The 17,396-nt window shown below is 55.7% G+C and carries 15 protein-coding genes; 7 read left to right on the top strand and 8 right to left on the bottom strand.

What is annotated here, in order from left to right; translation table 11 throughout:
• Position 1 precedes the first annotated feature (1 nt).
• From ACUDCK_RS28010 to ACUDCK_RS27985, 6 genes are all read left to right on the top strand, one after another.
• Complete coding sequence (locus tag ACUDCK_RS28010) at positions 2-1,180, top strand: class I SAM-dependent methyltransferase (protein ID WP_175167924.1); 1,179 nt, start codon at positions 2-4, stop codon at positions 1,178-1,180.
• Positions 1,181-1,253: 73 nt separating this feature from the next.
• On the top strand, positions 1,254-1,988 hold the full coding sequence (locus ACUDCK_RS28005; protein ID WP_175167925.1) for a polysaccharide deacetylase WbmS family protein: 735 nt from the start codon (positions 1,254-1,256) through the stop codon (positions 1,986-1,988).
• Positions 1,979-2,905, top strand: a complete 927-nt coding sequence (locus ACUDCK_RS28000; protein ID WP_175167926.1) for a methionyl-tRNA formyltransferase — start codon at positions 1,979-1,981, stop codon at positions 2,903-2,905. The genes ACUDCK_RS28005 and ACUDCK_RS28000 overlap by 10 nt, the downstream gene beginning before the upstream one ends.
• 42 nt (positions 2,906-2,947) lie before the next feature.
• Complete coding sequence (locus ACUDCK_RS27995) at positions 2,948-4,483, top strand: hypothetical protein (RefSeq protein ID WP_175167927.1); 1,536 nt, start codon at positions 2,948-2,950, stop codon at positions 4,481-4,483.
• Positions 4,484-5,812 carry a lipopolysaccharide biosynthesis protein gene (locus tag ACUDCK_RS27990; RefSeq protein ID WP_175167928.1) on the top strand — a complete coding sequence of 443 codons (1,329 nt, stop codon included), beginning with the start codon at positions 4,484-4,486 and terminating at the stop codon, positions 5,810-5,812.
• Between the two features lie 44 nt (positions 5,813-5,856).
• Positions 5,857-6,915 (top strand): glycosyltransferase, encoded by a 1,059-nt coding sequence (locus ACUDCK_RS27985; protein ID WP_175167929.1) that lies wholly within the window; start codon positions 5,857-5,859, stop codon positions 6,913-6,915.
• Here ACUDCK_RS27985 and ACUDCK_RS27980 read toward each other — a convergent pair.
• From ACUDCK_RS27980 to ACUDCK_RS27950, 7 genes are read right to left on the bottom strand one after another with little or no spacing between them, the layout of a single operon-like run.
• Entirely contained in the window at positions 6,912-7,970 is a 1,059-nt protein-coding gene (locus tag ACUDCK_RS27980) for a glycosyltransferase (RefSeq protein WP_054500287.1), read from the bottom strand. The two genes, ACUDCK_RS27985 and ACUDCK_RS27980, sit on opposite strands and share 4 nt — an antisense overlap.
• Positions 7,945-9,015, bottom strand: a complete 1,071-nt coding sequence (locus ACUDCK_RS27975) for a glycosyltransferase (RefSeq protein ID WP_175167930.1) — start codon at positions 9,013-9,015, stop codon at positions 7,945-7,947. Before ACUDCK_RS27975 ends, ACUDCK_RS27980 begins: the two co-directional genes overlap by 26 nt.
• A gap of 27 nt (positions 9,016-9,042) precedes the next feature.
• Positions 9,043-10,920, bottom strand: a complete 1,878-nt coding sequence (locus ACUDCK_RS27970) for a polysaccharide biosynthesis protein (protein ID WP_054500289.1) — start codon at positions 10,918-10,920, stop codon at positions 9,043-9,045.
• 38 nt (positions 10,921-10,958) lie between these two features.
• Positions 10,959-11,549 carry a sugar transferase gene (locus tag ACUDCK_RS27965; protein ID WP_054500290.1) on the bottom strand — a complete coding sequence of 197 codons (591 nt, stop codon included), beginning with the start codon at positions 11,547-11,549 and terminating at the stop codon, positions 10,959-10,961.
• Entirely contained in the window at positions 11,546-12,748 is a 1,203-nt protein-coding gene (locus ACUDCK_RS27960; protein WP_116791336.1) for a DegT/DnrJ/EryC1/StrS family aminotransferase, read from the bottom strand. The genes ACUDCK_RS27965 and ACUDCK_RS27960 overlap by 4 nt, the downstream gene beginning before the upstream one ends.
• Complete coding sequence (locus ACUDCK_RS27955; RefSeq protein WP_175167931.1) at positions 12,745-13,968, bottom strand: glycosyltransferase family 4 protein; 1,224 nt, start codon at positions 13,966-13,968, stop codon at positions 12,745-12,747. Before ACUDCK_RS27955 ends, ACUDCK_RS27960 begins: the two co-directional genes overlap by 4 nt.
• Complete coding sequence (locus tag ACUDCK_RS27950) at positions 13,965-14,660, bottom strand: class I SAM-dependent methyltransferase (protein ID WP_082401784.1); 696 nt, start codon at positions 14,658-14,660, stop codon at positions 13,965-13,967. The genes ACUDCK_RS27955 and ACUDCK_RS27950 overlap by 4 nt, the downstream gene beginning before the upstream one ends.
• Before the next feature lie 197 nt (positions 14,661-14,857).
• Here ACUDCK_RS27950 and ACUDCK_RS27945 point away from each other — a divergent pair, with 197 nt between their 5' ends.
• The gene (locus tag ACUDCK_RS27945; RefSeq protein ID WP_156330682.1) at positions 14,858-16,168 is read left to right on the top strand and encodes an O-antigen polymerase; all 1,311 of its coding nucleotides are present in this window, start codon (positions 14,858-14,860) and stop codon (positions 16,166-16,168) included.
• Here ACUDCK_RS27945 and ACUDCK_RS27940 read toward each other — a convergent pair.
• Entirely contained in the window at positions 16,126-17,385 is a 1,260-nt protein-coding gene (locus ACUDCK_RS27940; protein ID WP_162876574.1) for a lipopolysaccharide biosynthesis protein, read from the bottom strand. The two genes, ACUDCK_RS27945 and ACUDCK_RS27940, sit on opposite strands and share 43 nt — an antisense overlap.
• Positions 17,386-17,396: the final 11 nt, after the last annotated feature.

Here is a 17,396-nt window from a genome sequence, read left to right as displayed (position 1 = left end):
TATGCATGTCGAAACGCCGCGGAGATCCTGGAGCATTGGCGCCTTTCCTTTTTTTTATCGTTGCCAGAAGACTCCATCGAATCAGGACTATGGGTTGCCTGATCAATTGCCATTTACGCTCGAGTTTGACCCTAAGCTCGGCCTTGCGCGGCAGAAAAAAAATGCCGAAGTCGAACGAGCCCTGGAATTGTGCTATCAGCAGGGCTCTGAAATTTCGGGAATGATGGAAGACAACGGTATAGGCCAGAATTATGCCGCGGATTTCCTGGCCTACATTGAAAAAAGCGAATCAGCCCTTTCCGGCAAACGTGTACTGGAAATTGGATGTGGCACGGGCTATCTGCTCTCCCTGTTGCAAGCCAGAGGTGCCGAGGTAGTGGGCATCGAACCTGGTCGACAGGGGGTCGAGGGTAGCAATCGTTATGGGGTTAAGGTCATAAAGGGATTCTTTCCCATTGCCGGGACCACCGATAAGTTTGACATGATTGTAGCTTATGGTGTGTTGGAACATATCATTGATCCCGTTCGATTTCTTGAAGATGTCGCAAATAGCTTGAGGCCCGGGGGCACAGCTTATATAGCGGTGCCAGATTGTGCTCCTTACTTAGAGAACGGCGATATTTCATGCCTGCTGCATGAACACTGGAGTTATTTCAATCAGGGGAGCCTGAGACGAGTTTGCGTAGCGGCAGGAATGGAAGTGTCGATTGAGCCCGCGGGATTTGGTGGAAGTATATATTGTCGCGCGACGCTGGGCGCGGCATCCGGAGACGATTTCGGCCTGGGCGCGGAATCGGCGGCTAGCGAGTTCGACGGTTTCGAGGCGAAGGCGCGTCAAGCTAGCGCCCGGATGAGGGCGTTCATACAAGGCGCAGGCGATGCTGGAATATACGTTCCCGGCAGAATGATCAATTTATTGGCGATAACGCCCGGCGCCGCGTTGGCGAAATTGCGATTTTTTGATGATAATGCCGCAATGAAGGGCTTGTACTATCCGGGATTCGATTTTCCGATAGAGGATTTTACTACCCTTAAAAATGCACCGCCAGCGCGCCTGTTGATCGCTACGAATAGTTTTCACAAACAAATTTCTGACCGAATTTCTGCGGCGGGTTTCCATATTCCATTAACAACATGGGCGGACTTTTTCTCCGGCTCTGGCGTTGCGGAGTTGAGCTGATCGGATGGCTGCGGAGAAGCCTGTCAGCAGCCTCGACACTTGATTCGCCATTAATGACGCTGCGGGTTTTCCTATGTTCGAGAAATCTCTATTTTCCAGATTGTGCGATATTCGACCAGACTGTCCCGACACTTGGAAGGGTCGAATATTTCTGACATTCGACGTCGATTGGGCCGAGGACTTTGTTCTGGCAGATTGCATTTCACTGGTTGAGCGGGCCGGCCTCCCCGCGACGTGGTTCCTGACGCACAAGACGCCTTTGCTGGATCGTCTAGGTGGGAATTCGGATTTCGAGATTGCATTGCACCCGAATTTTAACCCTTTATTCAATCGAACCGCGCAGTATGGCGCCGAAGAGATATTTGAGCGTTGCGCCAACCTGTCGCCCGGATCGGTAGGGGTCCGATCGCACTCTGTCTCGCAAAGCACAGGCTTATTCAATATATTCATCAAACACGGGATGCAATACGAGTGCAACACGTTGATCCCATGGGACGCGGGCATTGATTTGAAGCCCTGGACTTATTGGGACGGCGGACTGATTCGCCTTCCATATCTCTGGGAGGATGACGTTGCATGTCTGGCTGGCTGGCCGCTGGAAGGCCAGGAACCCTATTGGTACCAAGCAAATGGATTGAATATCCTGGATTTCCACCCGATTCATGTGTACCTGAATACAGAAGATATCGACAGATATGAGCGCTCGCGAGCCGACCACAGGCACGCCGCTCGACTGCTGCATCATAGAAATTTCGGTATCGGCGTGCGTACTTTTTTGCAACGATTGATGGGAACGCCATGCGAATAGCTGTCATCGGCCGTCATGCCGGCCTGTTCAATAGCATCGAGAAGCTGGTCTCCGCCGGCCATAAAGTCGAATGCATATTGACGGCGCCGGCACCTCCGGATTATGCGGTCGGTGAAGGTGAGTTCGAAAGGCAAGCCCGGGCTATGTCGATACCGTGTTATATCGCTAATCGCATTACGCCAGATATTGATCGGCTGCTTGGACAACATTCCTGCGACGTCGCCATCAGCGTAAATTTTCCCACCGTTATCGGCGAATCGACAATCGACCTTTTTCCTCTGGGCATTCTGAACGCGCATGGTGGTGATCTGCCTCGCTATCGAGGAAACGCTTGCCAAGCCTGGGCCATGATCAACGGCGAACGGCACATCGGCTTGTGCGTGCACAAGATGGTGGCAGGAGAGCTGGACAGTGGGGATGTCCTGGCCAAAGATGTGTTGCCAATCGATGTGAACACTGTGATCGCCGACGTGTTTGCCTGGATCGAGCGACGGGTGCCTGAACTATTCGTGGACGCATTGTCTGCGCTATCGTCCGACAAAACGTTCATGCTTTACCGGCAAACAGACGTGGGTACGCCATTGCGTTGTTTTCCGAGAGTCCCTGCGGACGCCAGAGTCGATTGGAAACTGTCGGCATCGCAGGTGGTTCGGCATATTAACGCCAGTGGGCCGCCATACGAAGGCGCCTTCTTCGATTATCAGGGGGAGAGATTACGGGTATTCCGTGCGACATGGGTTCAAGCGGAGCCATACCTGGCAGTGCCGGGGCAAATTGCATTCAGGCATGGCAGTGGAGCAGTGGATATTGCTTGCGGCGAGGATGGGTTCTGTCGGATTGCGGAGGTTGTGCGACTTGACGGTTCCGTTGTGGCACCCGCGGTTCTGGTAAAAAGCGTAAGACATCGCTTTGAATAGCCGCCGCGCCAGGGGCGTGAATCTGGTGATTGAAGAGATTTTATGGAAATTACAGCATGGAGCTGGTTCTGGCTCTTGTCCGGCTATGTGTTGCTATTGGGCGCACGGTTATACCCGTGGATGGTGGAAAGGAACCGGCGCGCAACGGTAGGCTCCGGCGACGAGTGCAATCACCTTATCATCCGGAACATGCTGCGGCGGGGCAGAAATCCCGAGGACACCTTTCTTATGGAAGGCTTTGATTATCCTACCGCCTTTCATCGGCTTTCGCTGCTTTTTTCCGATGCGTTCGTGAAGCGGCTGGGGGGCCTGCTCCCGCTTGTGTTCGACACCTGTCTCTACCTGTGCACCGCCGGCTTACTGATTTTTTTGGGGGCGGGGATCAGCTGGGTAATCTCCCTGTTTGTGCTTTGTGGCGCGTTCGTGATCCACGTAGGGCGGAATATTCATTTCTCCGAACGCGCATTTGGCGCGCTATGGGGAAATCTATACCTGATTGCGATGTGCCTGATAGACGCTTCAGGTTGGTCGCCCATCTTGATGGGCATGGCAGTAATTTTCTTCATTGGCGCCGTGCTTGCATCAAAATTTGCGGTTCAGGCGATTAGCTCCATTTCGCTGGTCTATGCGGTATTGGCTGGAACGATTGAGCCGATCGTTTTGCTATTGGTCTGCCAGGTACTCGGCGGCCTGTTGAGCCTGGGCAGAACGTTCAAAGTTCAGTATGGCGTCTGGCGTCACAGCTCTTTCTATGCGCGGTATATCCAGGGAGTAAATCCAGCCACGGCAAATCAGATCCAGGCCGCTTTTCGCCATTTGAAGGCCGGGCGGATAAAAACTGCAATCAAGTGCGCGATCTGGAGCCCATACGGCAGGATCGTATTACTGTATCCGCTCGCCATTGTGGGAGTCGTTATTGCATTGTTTTCTCCTGAACAAGCGGTGGCACGGCCCTTCGTTATTCTCACCCTTTCCGGCCTGACCGTGGCGACTGTTATTGCTACGCCGAAACTGCTGTTTCTCGGGGAGCCGGAGCGCTATGCAGAGTACGTAATGGTTGCGGCGCTGGTCGGTGCAGGGTTTTATTTCCCCACGTTCGATTGGTGGCAACCGAATATCGTTGCGCTACTTTTTGTCTATGGGGCGGGTTGCTTGATGGCATTCTACATGCATTACAAGCAAATGCTGCAGTACGCCCGCATAGGCACCGAGGAAGATATTCCGGCGTTCGGCGTTTCCCTGGAGAACAAACGCATACTTACCGTCCCGGTGAGAATCGCTTTTCCCATGGCCTTGAAGGGGATTGATGCGCAGTATATCGCCGTGCTCACTAATATTGGCGACTCTTCCCGGCAAGCCATTTTTCAGAGGGTGATTACTGATTTCTATCCCTATCCATCGTCTGATCTCCGATCGCTGATTGACTCCGAAAGGATAGATATAATTATCGTCAAGGAAACTGCGTTGAGTAAGATAAACGCCCTGAGCGGGAGGGTTTATTACGATTTTTCCAGTCTGGATTTTCTGGAGCGTATCGGCGAGTATGCAGTATATCGCGGGCGCTCTCAGGAGGCATGATTGGGCTCCGTCAGAAAGCTGCTGCGCTCATATTTCATCTACGCGGTTGCGTTAATGCTACCGAGCCTGCTCAGTCTGGTCACGATTCCTATTGTGACGCGCAGCTTGACGCAATCCGAGTACGGCTTAGTCGAGTTCGCCACCTTAGCTGGCGTACTTACCTTCGCTGTATTCAGCCTGTCCGTCGGAGAGGGTTTCGCGCGCTTTTATGCGCTTGCGCGCAGTGATTTTGCGCGCTCACTGGCATTGCGCACCTATCTGCTGTTAACGCTGGTTTTGGGGGCATTGGCAGCGTGCGCTTTTTTCTTGCTCCTGCCCACAATCGTGTTCTTCGAATCTTCGGCGACAATAACGACGGGCTTCCGGCTGGCCGCGACGGCGGTGGCGGCCACAGGATTTCTGTCCGGAGTGGCCGTAACGGTGTTTCGCTGGCTGGATCGTCCGAGCACGGTGTTGGTATGCACCGCGGCGGGAGGCCTGGCTTATGCCCTTGCTATCCTGGGATTGCATTGGCTGGATCGCCTCGACGTTGACAGCTATCTGTGGGCAACATCGCTGGGAGCAATCACCAATATCTGCGGGCTGGTGTTGGTCGTCCGTGAGGAATTGCGGAGGAGTGACCTGGAATGGCGGCACGTCGTGGGCAAGGCCAGGCGGCTGATTGCCTACTCCATGCCGATGCTGATATCCACGGTGTTGGTTTTTCTGAATCAATACATAGACAGAGCTATCGTTGCAAAATATCTTGGCGCCTCGGAGCTTGGAGGGTATGCGATTGGTGTAAAGATGGCGGGGCTGTTCCTGTTGGTCTTGAAACCATTGAAAATGGCTTTGACGCCGTACGTGTTCGCCGCCGCGAAGCAGGATTCGACACCTCGCGGTTTTGTGGCGATTTATTATGCCTATTTGGCGGGAACCTTGGCGGCATTCCCGTTTGCTTACTTTATCTCTCCTTATGTCTGGCGCTTGTTCGTGGCGCCTACGTATCAGTTTGACCAGAGTTTAATTCCTATTCTGATGGCGACAGGGTTCATGTCATCAATATATCTATTCTTCATTGGCATGAGTTATAGGCGGCAGACTGGATATATTCCTTACTTCGCCCTGACTTCTTTGATTGTCAATGCGGGGGCGAGCGTACTGCTGGCTCATGTGTGGGGCGCCCGCGGTGTCGCAGTTGGCGGCGCGATCGCATCTGTCGTTTATGGTTTTTTGTGGGTGCGGAAAAGCGTGCAGTTGTTGCCGGTCCCATACTCTCGCTACGCCACTTACGGTTGGATGGGCCTGAATCTCGCATTCATCGGCTCCGTGTGTCTCGGGGCATTGTGACGAGGGCGCGTGACATTGCAGGTGTAAACGGAAAGGACGTACCTATGAGGATACTGATACTTGCAAACGCGCAGTCGGTACACTTTCATCGCTGGCTTATTGCGTTGACCGCGTCCGGACATGAGGTTCACGTTGCTACCGCCGAACCCCGTGCCATCGAGGGCGTTACGGTGCACACATTGCCGCGCTATCGGTATCAACTGCTGCGTTTGATCTTGTCCGCGGGGCCATTGCGCCGCCTGGTGGCCAAGCTCAAGCCGGACATCGTACATGCCTATTATTTGTTGGACTATGGATTTATGGCGGCGTTTGCTGGCATAAAACCGCTGGTGGTTACCGCCATGGGCAGCGACGTGCTGCGTGGATTGGATGTCTCATACCGTCGCCGTTTCTTGGCGGGCTACGCATGCCGTCGCGCCGATTACGTTTTGACCAGAGCGGAGCATATGAATGAGACGGTAAGGCGTTTGGGGGCTGGCGGGCCAGTGGAAGCTGTTCCTAACGGTATCGAAACACGGGTATTCGCATTTGGGGGGGCACGTAACAGCGTGCCGCGCGTGCTTTGCACGCGTGCATTCCGGCCCGTCTACAATATTATGGCTTTTATTCTAGCCATCGCTATATTGAAACGCTCGGGCAAGCGCGCCGATTTCATTCTGGTAGGCGACGGTACGGACAGACCTGAAATTGAGGCAGCCATAGAGCGGGAAGGGCTGGAAGATTGCGTTACTCTGGTCGGCGCCCTCGCGCATGATGCATTGCCGGCGTACTACGCCTCCTGCGATATCTACGTCAGCCCATCGTTGTCGGATGGCAATTCGGTGTCCCTGATGGAAGCGCTTGCCGGTGGATGTTACCCGGTGGTGAGCGATATCCCGGCCAATCGCGCGTGGATCGTCAATGGCGAGAATGGAAAACTATTTGCTCCGACTGATCCGCAGGATCTGGCCCGCAAGCTGGGCGAAGCGATAGACGGTATCGAGACATTTGACGAGATACGGCGTATGAATCGCGATAAGGTTGTCGAACAGGCGGACTTCGATAGCTGCCTGTCCAAGGTTCTGGACGTCTATGGTTCTGTGCGTGCGGGACGTCGAACCTAGCGCCGGCGCGCGGCCTGCTCAAAAAAAGCCAGCCTGGCGAGTTCCTTGACTCGCGAGGATATCTTTGCTTCGATTTCGGCCCGATCCAGGGCGCGGCCTTTCCATTGCTGGACGAAACGCCGGATGCGGGAGACCTCGGTGTCGACGTTGTTCTCCGTATTGTCGATGCGAAGGTAGCAATCCGCGCCGTCGAGATCCGTATCTTCATACCCACCGATAACTGGAATCCCGTAGGCAAGGTATTCGCGCGTCTTGAGCGGGGATGCCTCTTGCATCCGCTTGCGATGCAGCGCGAGCGTGCCCAGGCCGACGTCCATGTTGCGGTACAGCCGGGCCAGTGCCTCGCCATACAGGGCGCCATGGGCGACGAGATTAGGCAACTGAGGCGCCTGAAAGTCCGCTTGCACGACATGGAAGTCGCATTCGGGCAGGAAGCGTGCGAGGCGAGGTATCTTGTCCTCGCCATTCCAATATTGGCCGGCGCTGCCGACAAAAATGATCTGCGGCCGAGCATTGGTCGGCACTGCCCGAGGCGTTACGGCGTCCAGGTTGTACCCGTTCGAAATTACGGTCCGGGGTATGCCGCTAAACGGCAACTCAGCGTCTATCTCCCGGCTTACCGAGATCAGCCCGCTGCTCACGCCGGGAAGAAACCCGCGCGTGGCGCGATGTAGGAGATACTTCAGCCGGCTGTTCCTGCGGTATTCGCTCAAAGCCAGGGAGTTGAATTCCAGCACGAGTGGCGCGCCACTCAGGGCGTTCACGGCGCCAGGCCACCAGATCATTTCCCGCGCATACACCAGGTCAGGATTCCAGCGGCCAAGATGATGGCGCAGTTGGCGGCTGTACCAGACCGCCGATATCATGGGTTTGCCGACGCGGCGGCCGAAGATGTGCTCGCTGTGTTCGGCCGGAGGACCTTCGCCAGGAGGCGCCAGAACGAAATGGCGCACCTCATGGCCATACGTACGCCAGATCCGCGCCTGTTCATAGATCTTCTTGCCGGACCCCTTGCGTGGTTCCGGCCGCTCAAACGTGACGTAGGCGATTTTCATGAACGAGGCGGGAATAGATGTCCAGGGTTCCTTCGAGGCAGTGTACGAAATTCATATGGTCTTGTACGTAGGCGGCGTTGGCGGTCAGGGCCGCGCCGTAGCCCCGCCAATCGTGAATCGCACTTTCCAGATGCTGTGCCAGCCCATCGCTATCGCCAGGAATGAACAGCATGCCGTTTCTGCCATGTTCGATGATCGCGCGATTGGCTGCGATATCGGACACGATGGGCAGGCAGCCGCTGGCCATCGCTTCCATCAGGGAGACCGAATTGCCATCCGACAGCGAACTGCTGACATAGATATCCGAGCGCCCTAAATGAGCCGCAACGTCCTGGCTTGAGAGTGCGCCGGTGAAAAAGATCGTCGTGAGGCCCAACGCATCGGCCTGGGCTTGCAGCGAAGCGCGCAACGGACCATCGCCGGCCATGGTGGCCTGAAACGGAATGTTCCTGTCCCGTAGCTTCCCCAGAGCTCGCAGCAACGTCGGGTGATCGTAGATAGGAGTGAAGGCGCGGGTGCTGATGATCGAAGGAGTGCCGACGATGACAGGCCTGACTTGAGATCGGTATTGCTCTACGCGTATGCCATTAGGGATAACGGAAATAGGCGCAGAACGTTTGCAGAGCGCGCGTACGGGTTCGACCATGTGGTCCGCCCGGACAGTGATGTGATCGGCACGGTTGACGGCAAACTTGACGAGGTGGCGCAGCAGGCTTTGGCCGGGAGGGGCGAAGACGTCCGAACCCATGGCGGTTAGAACGAGTGGATGCAGTCCCGCGGCCGCGCTGACAAAGCCATAGCTGGTCAGGTAGTGCGCATGTGCGACGTGCGGACGCAAACGCTTTGCAAGCCGCCGAAGGGCGGGGATGGCGGTGAAATATCCTGCCTTTCCCAGGCCGTAGGTGGGTAGGCGATGCACCGTTATACCGGGAATATCGGCTGCGTCAAACGACGCGATATGGACGTCGTGCCCCTTATCCCGCAACGCTAAAAGCCAGCGGTGCATGTGCACGGACTGAGCATTCGCGACGAATAGGATTCTCATTTTCTCCGTCATAGGACGTGAAGCATCCTAGGGGCATCCACGCGTATACTCGGGAACCAGCGTACAGAGTATCTCCAGAGCGCTCTCTATATCCCCGGACACCAGCGCCTGTTCCATTTGTGCAAGTTGGCGCATGAGCGGATCGTAGTCGAGCGAGCGCTCTTTGGCTCGCATGATGCGCGGGTGCATTGTCTTGACGGCCGTCGCATCGATGAGCAGTTCTTCGTAGAGCTTTTCGCCCGCGCGCAAGCCCGTAACAAGGATCTCTATATCCCCTTCGGGATGCTCCTGATCACGAACGGTGAGTCCGTACATATGGATCATGCGGACAGCGAGGTCTCGGATCTTGACCGGTTCCCCCATATCCAGCACGAAGACCGATCCGGACTCCCCCATGGCGCCAGCCTGCAGGACGAGTTGGGCGGCCTCCGGAATGGTCATGAAGTAGCGCGTGATCTCGTTATGAGTCAGCGTCAGGGGGCCGCCCGCGATGATCTGCCGATGGAACAATGGCACGACGCTTCCAGAGCTTCCCAGCACATTACCGAAGCGGACCATCGAGAATCGCGGGCTTTCCGGCAGTTGCGCGTACGCCTGCAGCACCAATTCAGCCAGCCGCTTGGAGGCGCCCATTACATTTGTCGGCCGCACTGCCTTGTCGGTGGAGATCAGTACGAAGTCCCGGATGCCGGCTGAAACAGCCGCCCGGGCTAGTGCGAGAGTGCCGAACGTATTCGTGCGTATGCCTTCAATAATGTTCTCTTCGACGATCGGCACATGCTTGTAGGCTGCCGCATGGTAGACGGTCTCGACTTCGAACTGGCGCAGCCGGCTGACGCAATGGTCATAGTCTCTCACCGATCCCAGGACCGCCGCGATCTCGATCTGAGTGCCTTTGGCTTGCTGCCGAAGTTCATGTTCGATCGTGTAGAGCGAAGGTTCCGCCATTTCGAACAAGACCAGTCGTTTCGGTTGAAGCGCGAGGATCTGGCGGCATAGTTCCGAGCCGATCGAGCCGCCCGCGCCGCTGACGAAGACTGATTTTCCGCGAACGCAGCTATCCAGTAATGCAGGGACCGGCGCAACCGAATCGCGGCCCAGCAAGTCTTCGATCTGAAGGTCGCGAAGACGCGGTCCCTCGGGGTTGTCGACGAATTCACGCAGGCTTGGCACCAGACGAATACGCAGGCGGTAGGGGGCGGTGAATTCGACGATGCGGCGTATCTGGGCCGGCGAAGCCGCAGGAATGGCAATCAGCAATTGGCGGACGGCGTGCCGCTCAATGAGTTTGGGTAGTCCTTGTGGTGGGTAAACCCGCAGGCCCGCAATCATCAATTTGCGTTTTGCGTTGTCATCGTCGATTAGCGCAACGGGCAGGTAATGGGTGCCCGCACGCAACGCGGCCGCGAGCTGAGAGCCCGCGCTTCCGGCGCCATAGATGACGACGGGTATCCGCATGTCCGTCATGTGGTAGGCGCCCGGGAAGAGTACGCGCCGCGCCAGCGAGCGGCTTCCCAGCAAACTGCCCACCGCCAGCAGGGCATAGATGATCAGGACGCCGCGGGACAAACCGGTAGGCAATTGGAAAAAAGTGGCTACGGCCGTCACCACCATCACGGAGACAATCACCCCGCCGACGACGGCGAATACCACGCGCTCGTTCATGTAGCGAAGTACGTGGAGATAGAGGCCCAGCGCGCCCATCGCTATCACGCCCCCCACGCAGGCGCTTATCGCCAAAAGCATGTAATGCTGGTCGAGAAAGAAAAACTCAAATCGGAACCAGAGCGCCAGTTGAAATGTCGCCAGCAGGATGCCGGCATCCATCAGAACGGCCAGCGTCTGTTTGTAGCGTCTCGGCAAACTCACGAATACGCTGCGCAGAGCATAGGGTAACGTCGGCATGGCTGGTGATACGTAATAGGAAATGGGGGGCGGCGGCTTCAGTGTTTGATGACCTTGATCACCGTTTGCCACAGAATACGCAAATCATAAAAGAACGACCGCTCTCGGACGTACTCAGCTTGCAACCTCAGCTTTTCGGGCAATATCTGATGTATGTATACGGCTTCCGGGTCCCCAGCCTGGTCCAGCAGCGTATTTTCGTCCCTGAATTGGATGGATGCCAGATCAGTGATACCTGGCCTGACCGACAGTATCAGCGACCGCATGTCGGACGGATACAGCTCCACATACCGGGGAACTTCCGGGCGAGGCCCTACCAAGCTCATGGCGCCTCGCAACACGTCAATCAATTGGGGCAGTTCATCCAGCTTCCATTTTCGCAGCAGCTTTCCGCTGCGGGTTACCCGGGGATCGTTGTTGACGGTAATCTCCCGCTGTCCCTTGTCGGCAATATGCATGCTCCGAAATTTATGAATGCGGAAAGGACGGCCGTTCCGGCCCACTCTGACCTGCCTGAAGAACACGGGCCCGGGGGAGTCCAGCTTGACAGCCAGGGCAATGAGCGCGAAAACGGGAGCGCATACAAGCAAACCGATCGTGGCGCAGGTCAAGTCGAAGAGGCGCTTCATCGGGCCGTGATCAATTGCGCGGCCGTTGTTGCGACGCGCTCGGCATCGGCGTCAGTCATGCAGGAGTAGAGTGGGAGGCTGACCATGCGTTCGTAAGCCTTCTGCGATGAAGGGAACATTTCGGGCGTCAATTGGTAACGGTCACGCCAATACGGTTGGAGATGCAGTGGGACGTAGTGAACGCTGCATCCGATACCGGCCTGTGCCATGTTGGCGATGAAACTGTCGCGGTCGATTGCACAGTCATCGTCCAGCCGGATTACATATAGGTGCCACGCATGTTCGTCATTCGGCAGGTGCGGGGTTGGCGCATTGCGCGGACCGGGAACACCGGGACGCGGGGGCAGGATCACAGGCAATGAAGTCAGGGCCGCATCGAATCGTTGCGCAATCGCATGGCGTCTATCGCGCATTTGCTGCACACGCTTTAACTGTACTCGGCCCAGGGCTGCGCTCAGGTCCGGCATGTTGTATTTAAAGCCGGGCGCGACGATCTCATAGAACCACGCTGGCTTTTTTGAAGTGAAGCGGTCGAACGCATCCCGATCGATGCCGTGCAAACGCATTACCTTGCAGCGTTTCGCAATGGCCGGGTCGCGCGTGACAACCATGCCTCCTTCGCCCGTGGCCAGGGTTTTTGTGGCATAGAAGCTGTAGACGGTAGCGTCGCTTTCCAGGCTGCCAATCCGTTGGCCCTGCCACGTTGCGGGGAGGGAGTGAGCTGCATCCTCAATGATCTTCAACCCATTCTTGCGCGCAATCGAAAAAATAGCGCTCATGTCGCAAGACAAACCGCCGTAATGCACGGGGACGATAGCCTTGGTGCGCGGAGTGATGGCGTGTTCGATGGCCTCGGGACTGATGCACAGGGTCGCCGGATCGATGTCCACAAGAACGGGCTCGGCTCCGAGATAGCGTGCCACCTCCGCGCTGGCGGTGAACGTATGGGTGGTGGTGATGACTTCGTCGCCCGGTCCTATTCCGATTGCTTCCAAGGCCAGATGCAGACCTGCCGTAGCGGAATTGACGGCTATCGCCTGGAGTTCGCCACCGCCGAGGTAGTCCTTGAATTCCTCTTCGAATGCCTTGGCGTTGGGGCCGGTAGTCAGCCAGCCCGACCGCATCGTCTGCACGACCGCATCAATTTCAGGCTCGCCGATATCTGGCAGAGCGAAGGGGATAAAGGGTGCAGGGCTCATATGCTGGTCAGACTCTCGATGAATTGATCGGCCAGGACAGGGTAGGTATGGTTGGCTCGCACATAGGCTTGTCCGCGTTGGCCGATCAGCATGCGGGCCTCTTTGGGCATGGCGGCGATCTGTGAAACCGCAACTGCGATTGCGTGGGAGTCGGCTGCGGGTACTGATATGCCGCAGTTCGCGGTTTTTACGAGGTCGTACTCGGGCGTGTCGATCGAATGGACGATAGGCAAGCCAGCCAGCATGTAGTCGAACAGCTTGTTGGGGCTTGTGCCATACAGATAGAGTGGGCTGGGAGACAGGCCGATGAACGCCATATCCGTGCGCTGCAGCAACGTGGAAACGCAGGCCTTGGGGATAGGATCCAGGAAGAGGACATTCCGGCATTTCAGCTTTGCTGCTGTTGCGATGAGGGCCGGCTTCAATGGCCCGTTGCCCACCAGTACGAAACCGATGTCGGCTACTGCCGGATCACTCGCGGCGGCGATCAGATGGTCCAGGGCGTTTGCCACACCGTGTCCTCCCACATACGCGCACAGCGTTTTGTAGCGGGAAGCGAATTCTTCCAGTTGCCGGTTGGCTTCGACGGGTAGTGGCTGTTTCTCCAGTTCGGGGCTGAACCCGTTCGGCACATGCGCGAATTTTCCAGGCTGCAGGCCACGGCCGCGCAGGTACTTCTCAGTGCCGGGCAAAATCGAAATGACCTTGTCCGCATGCTTGCACGCGTAGTCTTCGGCAAGCTGCATGGAGTAGATCATGGGGTGCCATCGGTCGTGTCCTCCCAACTGGACGGGGGTCAGCGGCCAGAGGTCATGCACTTCATGCACCAGCTTGGCCTTGGCCAGGCGGGCAATGCGGGCGGCCGGCCAGATATCGTACGGATAGGTCGAGGACGCAATAACCACGTCCGGCTTCCAGGCCGCTAGTTCTTTGCTGCGCGCCGCGAGCATGGAGGTGAACTGCAGCATGTTGATCAGCCGCCCGAAGCCATTTCCCTGGTAGGGCCTATTGCGCAGCCAAAGGTACTCGACGGTACCCACCCGCTCGAGCAGGGTTCGCTCGGTGAGTACGGGTTGCCGTTGGCGAACATGCGAGTAGCTACTCGCGACTATGCGGACATTGTGACCCCTGGCTATCCAGGACTCTGCCAGATGGAACGGCCGAAATTCCATCCCATGATGAGGAGAGCCGGCGTAATGATTGATGAGCAGCAGGTTCACAAAGGTTTTCTTATCCAGCAAAGTAAATGCGTGCGCAACGGCCGGAGTACATTCACGCAGTCATATAGCCAAGCTGGCAGTCGACGCGCAATGGGCGGCGCCAGTGTCAGGCGCCGAGAAACAATATCCGCCAATGGGAATAGTTCTCGAACTCGTTTTCGTGGAACGCCCACTACATCCGGATTGCGGGGGTTATTGTAAGTGAAGTCGTACCAAAGTATTGCGCCTCCGGGCCGAGTCCAAGACCACATCTTGGCCGCGAGTTCCTGTTGAAAGTCCGGATCCAGCAAGGAAGTGAACACCGTTGATTGATAAACGATGTCAAAACTCCCGGGAGGATACGGCAACTCACAGGCATCGCCGGAAAGGATCATGGTGGCCGCGGGGAGGCGGTGACGCGAAGATGCAACACGCTTGGGCAGAAGTTCGCTTCCCACCAGATTGGCGGGATCCAGTCCCAATCGGATCAGCATCAAAAGATTGTCACCATTTCCGCAGCCCACCTCGAGCACCCGCGCCTCCGAGAGAGGTACCTGTAACTCTTTGACGAGCGTGGCGGCGATCGCGCGCTCACGCTCCTGCATGCTCTTCAAATTAACTGGATTTGTGGGCAGATAGACTGACTTATGAGCGTCAGCCATTCGTCTAGCGTATTGCTGCTTAATCGCTTCGACTTGGTCTGGAGAATTCATGGCGGTATCTGCTGGGATGAGAGCTGAATTCTAGCTTACACCGCCATTGTATTTTACTACAAGATTGAAATATAAAATATAATTATCGGTCCGGCAATAGGGGCGCAGGGATGACTGGTACAGTTTTTTGGATTTGTTTCATTTCGGTTGCAATGGCATTTTTTTTGCTGGCGAGATACGTTGCGCGGATAGACATAATGCAACTGTCTGCTCCTTCCCTGGTCTTGGTGTCCCTTTTTATGTTTGGTTTTCTGGGGTACGCCCAGGCATATTATGAACTGGACGCGGGCGGCGATTTTCGCGGCATGGTCGACAGGCATCTGCTGGATCGTATGTTTATTTACGCCAGCTATTCCATAATTATGGTCGTGCTGGGCTACGCTCTGGCCCGGAGGGCGCTCCCCGCTTGGTTGAGGCCGCCGGCGGGAGAGAGATTTCGGAATATTTCCGAGTCAAGGGGCGAATTCCTCATGATTATCGCCTTAACCGTCATTTCCGTTCTGGTGTTGCTCAGGGTTCTTTACCTAGCTCCCGTAATCGCCATATTCGAGGCCTTCAAGGATAATGCCCTGGAGGCTCGGCTTGCCGCGCGAAGTGAGATGTTTTACGATTTTCCCGGCAAGCTCTGGTGGTATTCATTATTCTACAGCTCTTTTCTTTCGGTTTGCTGTTGGGCCGCGTTCGCCCGGGTTCTGCTGAAATTCGATTGGAAGAGAGTCGCAGTCTTCATTGCAATATTTATCCCTGCATTTTTTGCGGCGATAATGACTACTGCCAAGGCGCCGGGCGCGTGGTTATTGATTGGTTTGGTTTTGACCGCGATTGTCGTGAAGGGTGCGGGTAGAGTTAGCATAAAAGCAGTGTTGAGCGCGCTGTTGGCCGGAATGCTTTTTCTCGGCGCTGCTTTTTATCTTGTAGGTGTTCCGGATTATACAAAAAAAGATCTGGCATCCCGCACATCAAAGACTCTCGGAATTCTTGTTTCCGATATCTATTCGAGAGCGATTGGTGCGGAGGTAATGACATTCTATTATTATATGGAGATATTTCCGAACAAGGTTGATTATCTCCATGGCAGATCGTTGCCTAATCCACGGAATATTTTTCCTTTTGAACCTTATTCCTTGTCCCGAGAGGTCATGAAAATCGTACATCCGGGAATGGAAGAAAAAACTGGGCGTATTGGTAGCGCGCCTACTGCGTATTGGGGGGAGCTTTACGCAAATTTTGGGCCGCTTGGAGTATTCTTGCCCTTCTCCTTGCTGGTAGGTATGGCGGTATATGGTCTAGGCGGATTGTATACTCATTGCGCCCGTAACCCTCTAGGGGTCGGGTGTTATGTCTGGCTGTTGCTGCATTTAAAAGATCTGCCTGTCACTTCGATGTTCCAAGTTTTTGTGAATATCGATCTTTTCTTCGTCACATTAGTGGCACTGGCCGCCTGGTATGTCGGAAGACGAGGGCCTCATTTAGTCGAGGCGCTACCTTTTGGGTTTCGAGAAAAGTAGTACGACATAGCCAGGTAAATGGCATACATGCCGGCATAGGAAATGCTGAAAATTCCAATCGACCGTTCCGGGGTGGATGGCAGCAAGAAGCTGGCAAGTGCCACCATTAGCGCTCCAATTTGCCACGCAAGGTCGTAGTGCTGCTTCTGGGCGATATAAATCGTATATCCGAGTGGGCTCGCAATGAAGCCCATATAGAACATGGGTATCAGCAGCCGAGCATAGACACCTGATTGTCTCCATGCCTCTCCGAATACAAAGCCGAAAAGGACTTCGCTGAACAGCCACAGCGCCGCAAACGGGGGCAAAGCGATCAGGGCCAGGGTAATGAATGTTCTGCGATAAATGTCGCGGCAGTTGCCTTTTTCGCGATAATCACGTGCTGCCTGCTCTTTGAAAACATCAAGAACCGAGTTCGACAGCAGCGAGATGGGAGCGGCCATGGCGCGCGTAGTCATTCCGTACCATCCGACAACATCTGCGCCGTATCGCGAACTCATCAGGATCAGTGGTAGTTGGCTGACCAAAGTATTGATAAGGTCCGAAGGCAAGGAGAACTTCGGAAATTGGGCGTACTGCCTGGCTGCCCGCCACATTGCCCGCCGCTTGCCTTTCATGCAGCTTGCCAGCCATTGGCGGTCGATGAGCATGAGTAGCAAGGCCGTTCCGAGCATAATGCCCAGAGTCTGCCCATAGATCAGGCCGGCGCTTCCAGATAGCACCCAGGCGCCAGCAAATTGCAGCAACGCCACACTAGCGGCAGCGGCCAAACGGGAGAGACCGAGTCGAGAGAATTGCCTATGTAGCACCAGGACATTCCCGAATGTCTTTTGCAAAGCCATGAAAAAAATCGCTACCACGAGCGCCGGGAGAAACGAAACCACCGCGACGGGTGCCATATCGGACATCCAGTCCAGCACGAAAAGCACGCCACCGCTCGCAAGTGCGAACCAGAATGCCACGTGGCCTATGAGCTTGACGAGGTCCCTCGCTTCGTGTTCCGACTTGATCGCGAACATTGCCAGTTCGTAACGCCCGGTGGCTACCACAACTCCGATCGTGACGAACGAGATCCATACGTTGAAATGCCCCATTTCTGCGGGGCTATAAAGGCGGACCAGCACCAGCATGGAGCCGATGGTAATAGCCTGCGCGCCGAGGGTTCCCAGGAATACTCGGATAACCCGTTGGAAGAATTCGCCGGAAAGAAAGCGCATAGAATCCGCGG

The sequence above is a fragment of the Achromobacter sp. CF-sbj1-Ac2-l genome (genome assembly GCF_052698165.1).
This window is presented reverse-complemented; position numbering and strand designations above follow the sequence as displayed.

Bases quoted from the DNA above. Each gene is read 5' to 3' on its own strand.
- ACUDCK_RS28010 (WP_175167924.1), top strand. From the start codon at position 2: ATGCATGTCGAAACGCCGCGGAGATCCTGGAGCATTGGCGCCTTTCCT.
- ACUDCK_RS28005 (WP_175167925.1), top strand. From the start codon at position 1,254: ATGTTCGAGAAATCTCTATTTTCCAGATTGTGCGATATTCGACCAGAC.
- ACUDCK_RS28000 (WP_175167926.1), top strand. From the start codon at position 1,979: ATGCGAATAGCTGTCATCGGCCGTCATGCCGGCCTGTTCAATAGCATC.
- ACUDCK_RS27995 (WP_175167927.1), top strand. From the start codon at position 2,948: ATGGAAATTACAGCATGGAGCTGGTTCTGGCTCTTGTCCGGCTATGTG.
- ACUDCK_RS27985 (WP_175167929.1), top strand. From the start codon at position 5,857: ATGAGGATACTGATACTTGCAAACGCGCAGTCGGTACACTTTCATCGC.
- ACUDCK_RS27980 (WP_054500287.1), bottom strand. From the start codon at position 7,970: ATGAAAATCGCCTACGTCACGTTTGAGCGGCCGGAACCACGCAAGGGG.
- ACUDCK_RS27975 (WP_175167930.1), bottom strand. From the start codon at position 9,015: ATGAGAATCCTATTCGTCGCGAATGCTCAGTCCGTGCACATGCACCGC.
- ACUDCK_RS27970 (WP_054500289.1), bottom strand. From the start codon at position 10,920: ATGCCGACGTTACCCTATGCTCTGCGCAGCGTATTCGTGAGTTTGCCG.
- ACUDCK_RS27965 (WP_054500290.1), bottom strand. From the start codon at position 11,549: ATGAAGCGCCTCTTCGACTTGACCTGCGCCACGATCGGTTTGCTTGTA.
- ACUDCK_RS27960 (WP_116791336.1), bottom strand. From the start codon at position 12,748: ATGAGCCCTGCACCCTTTATCCCCTTCGCTCTGCCAGATATCGGCGAG.
- ACUDCK_RS27950 (WP_082401784.1), bottom strand. From the start codon at position 14,660: ATGAATTCTCCAGACCAAGTCGAAGCGATTAAGCAGCAATACGCTAGA.
- ACUDCK_RS27945 (WP_156330682.1), top strand. From the start codon at position 14,858: ATGCAACTGTCTGCTCCTTCCCTGGTCTTGGTGTCCCTTTTTATGTTT.
- ACUDCK_RS27940 (WP_162876574.1), bottom strand. From the start codon at position 17,385: ATGCGCTTTCTTTCCGGCGAATTCTTCCAACGGGTTATCCGAGTATTC.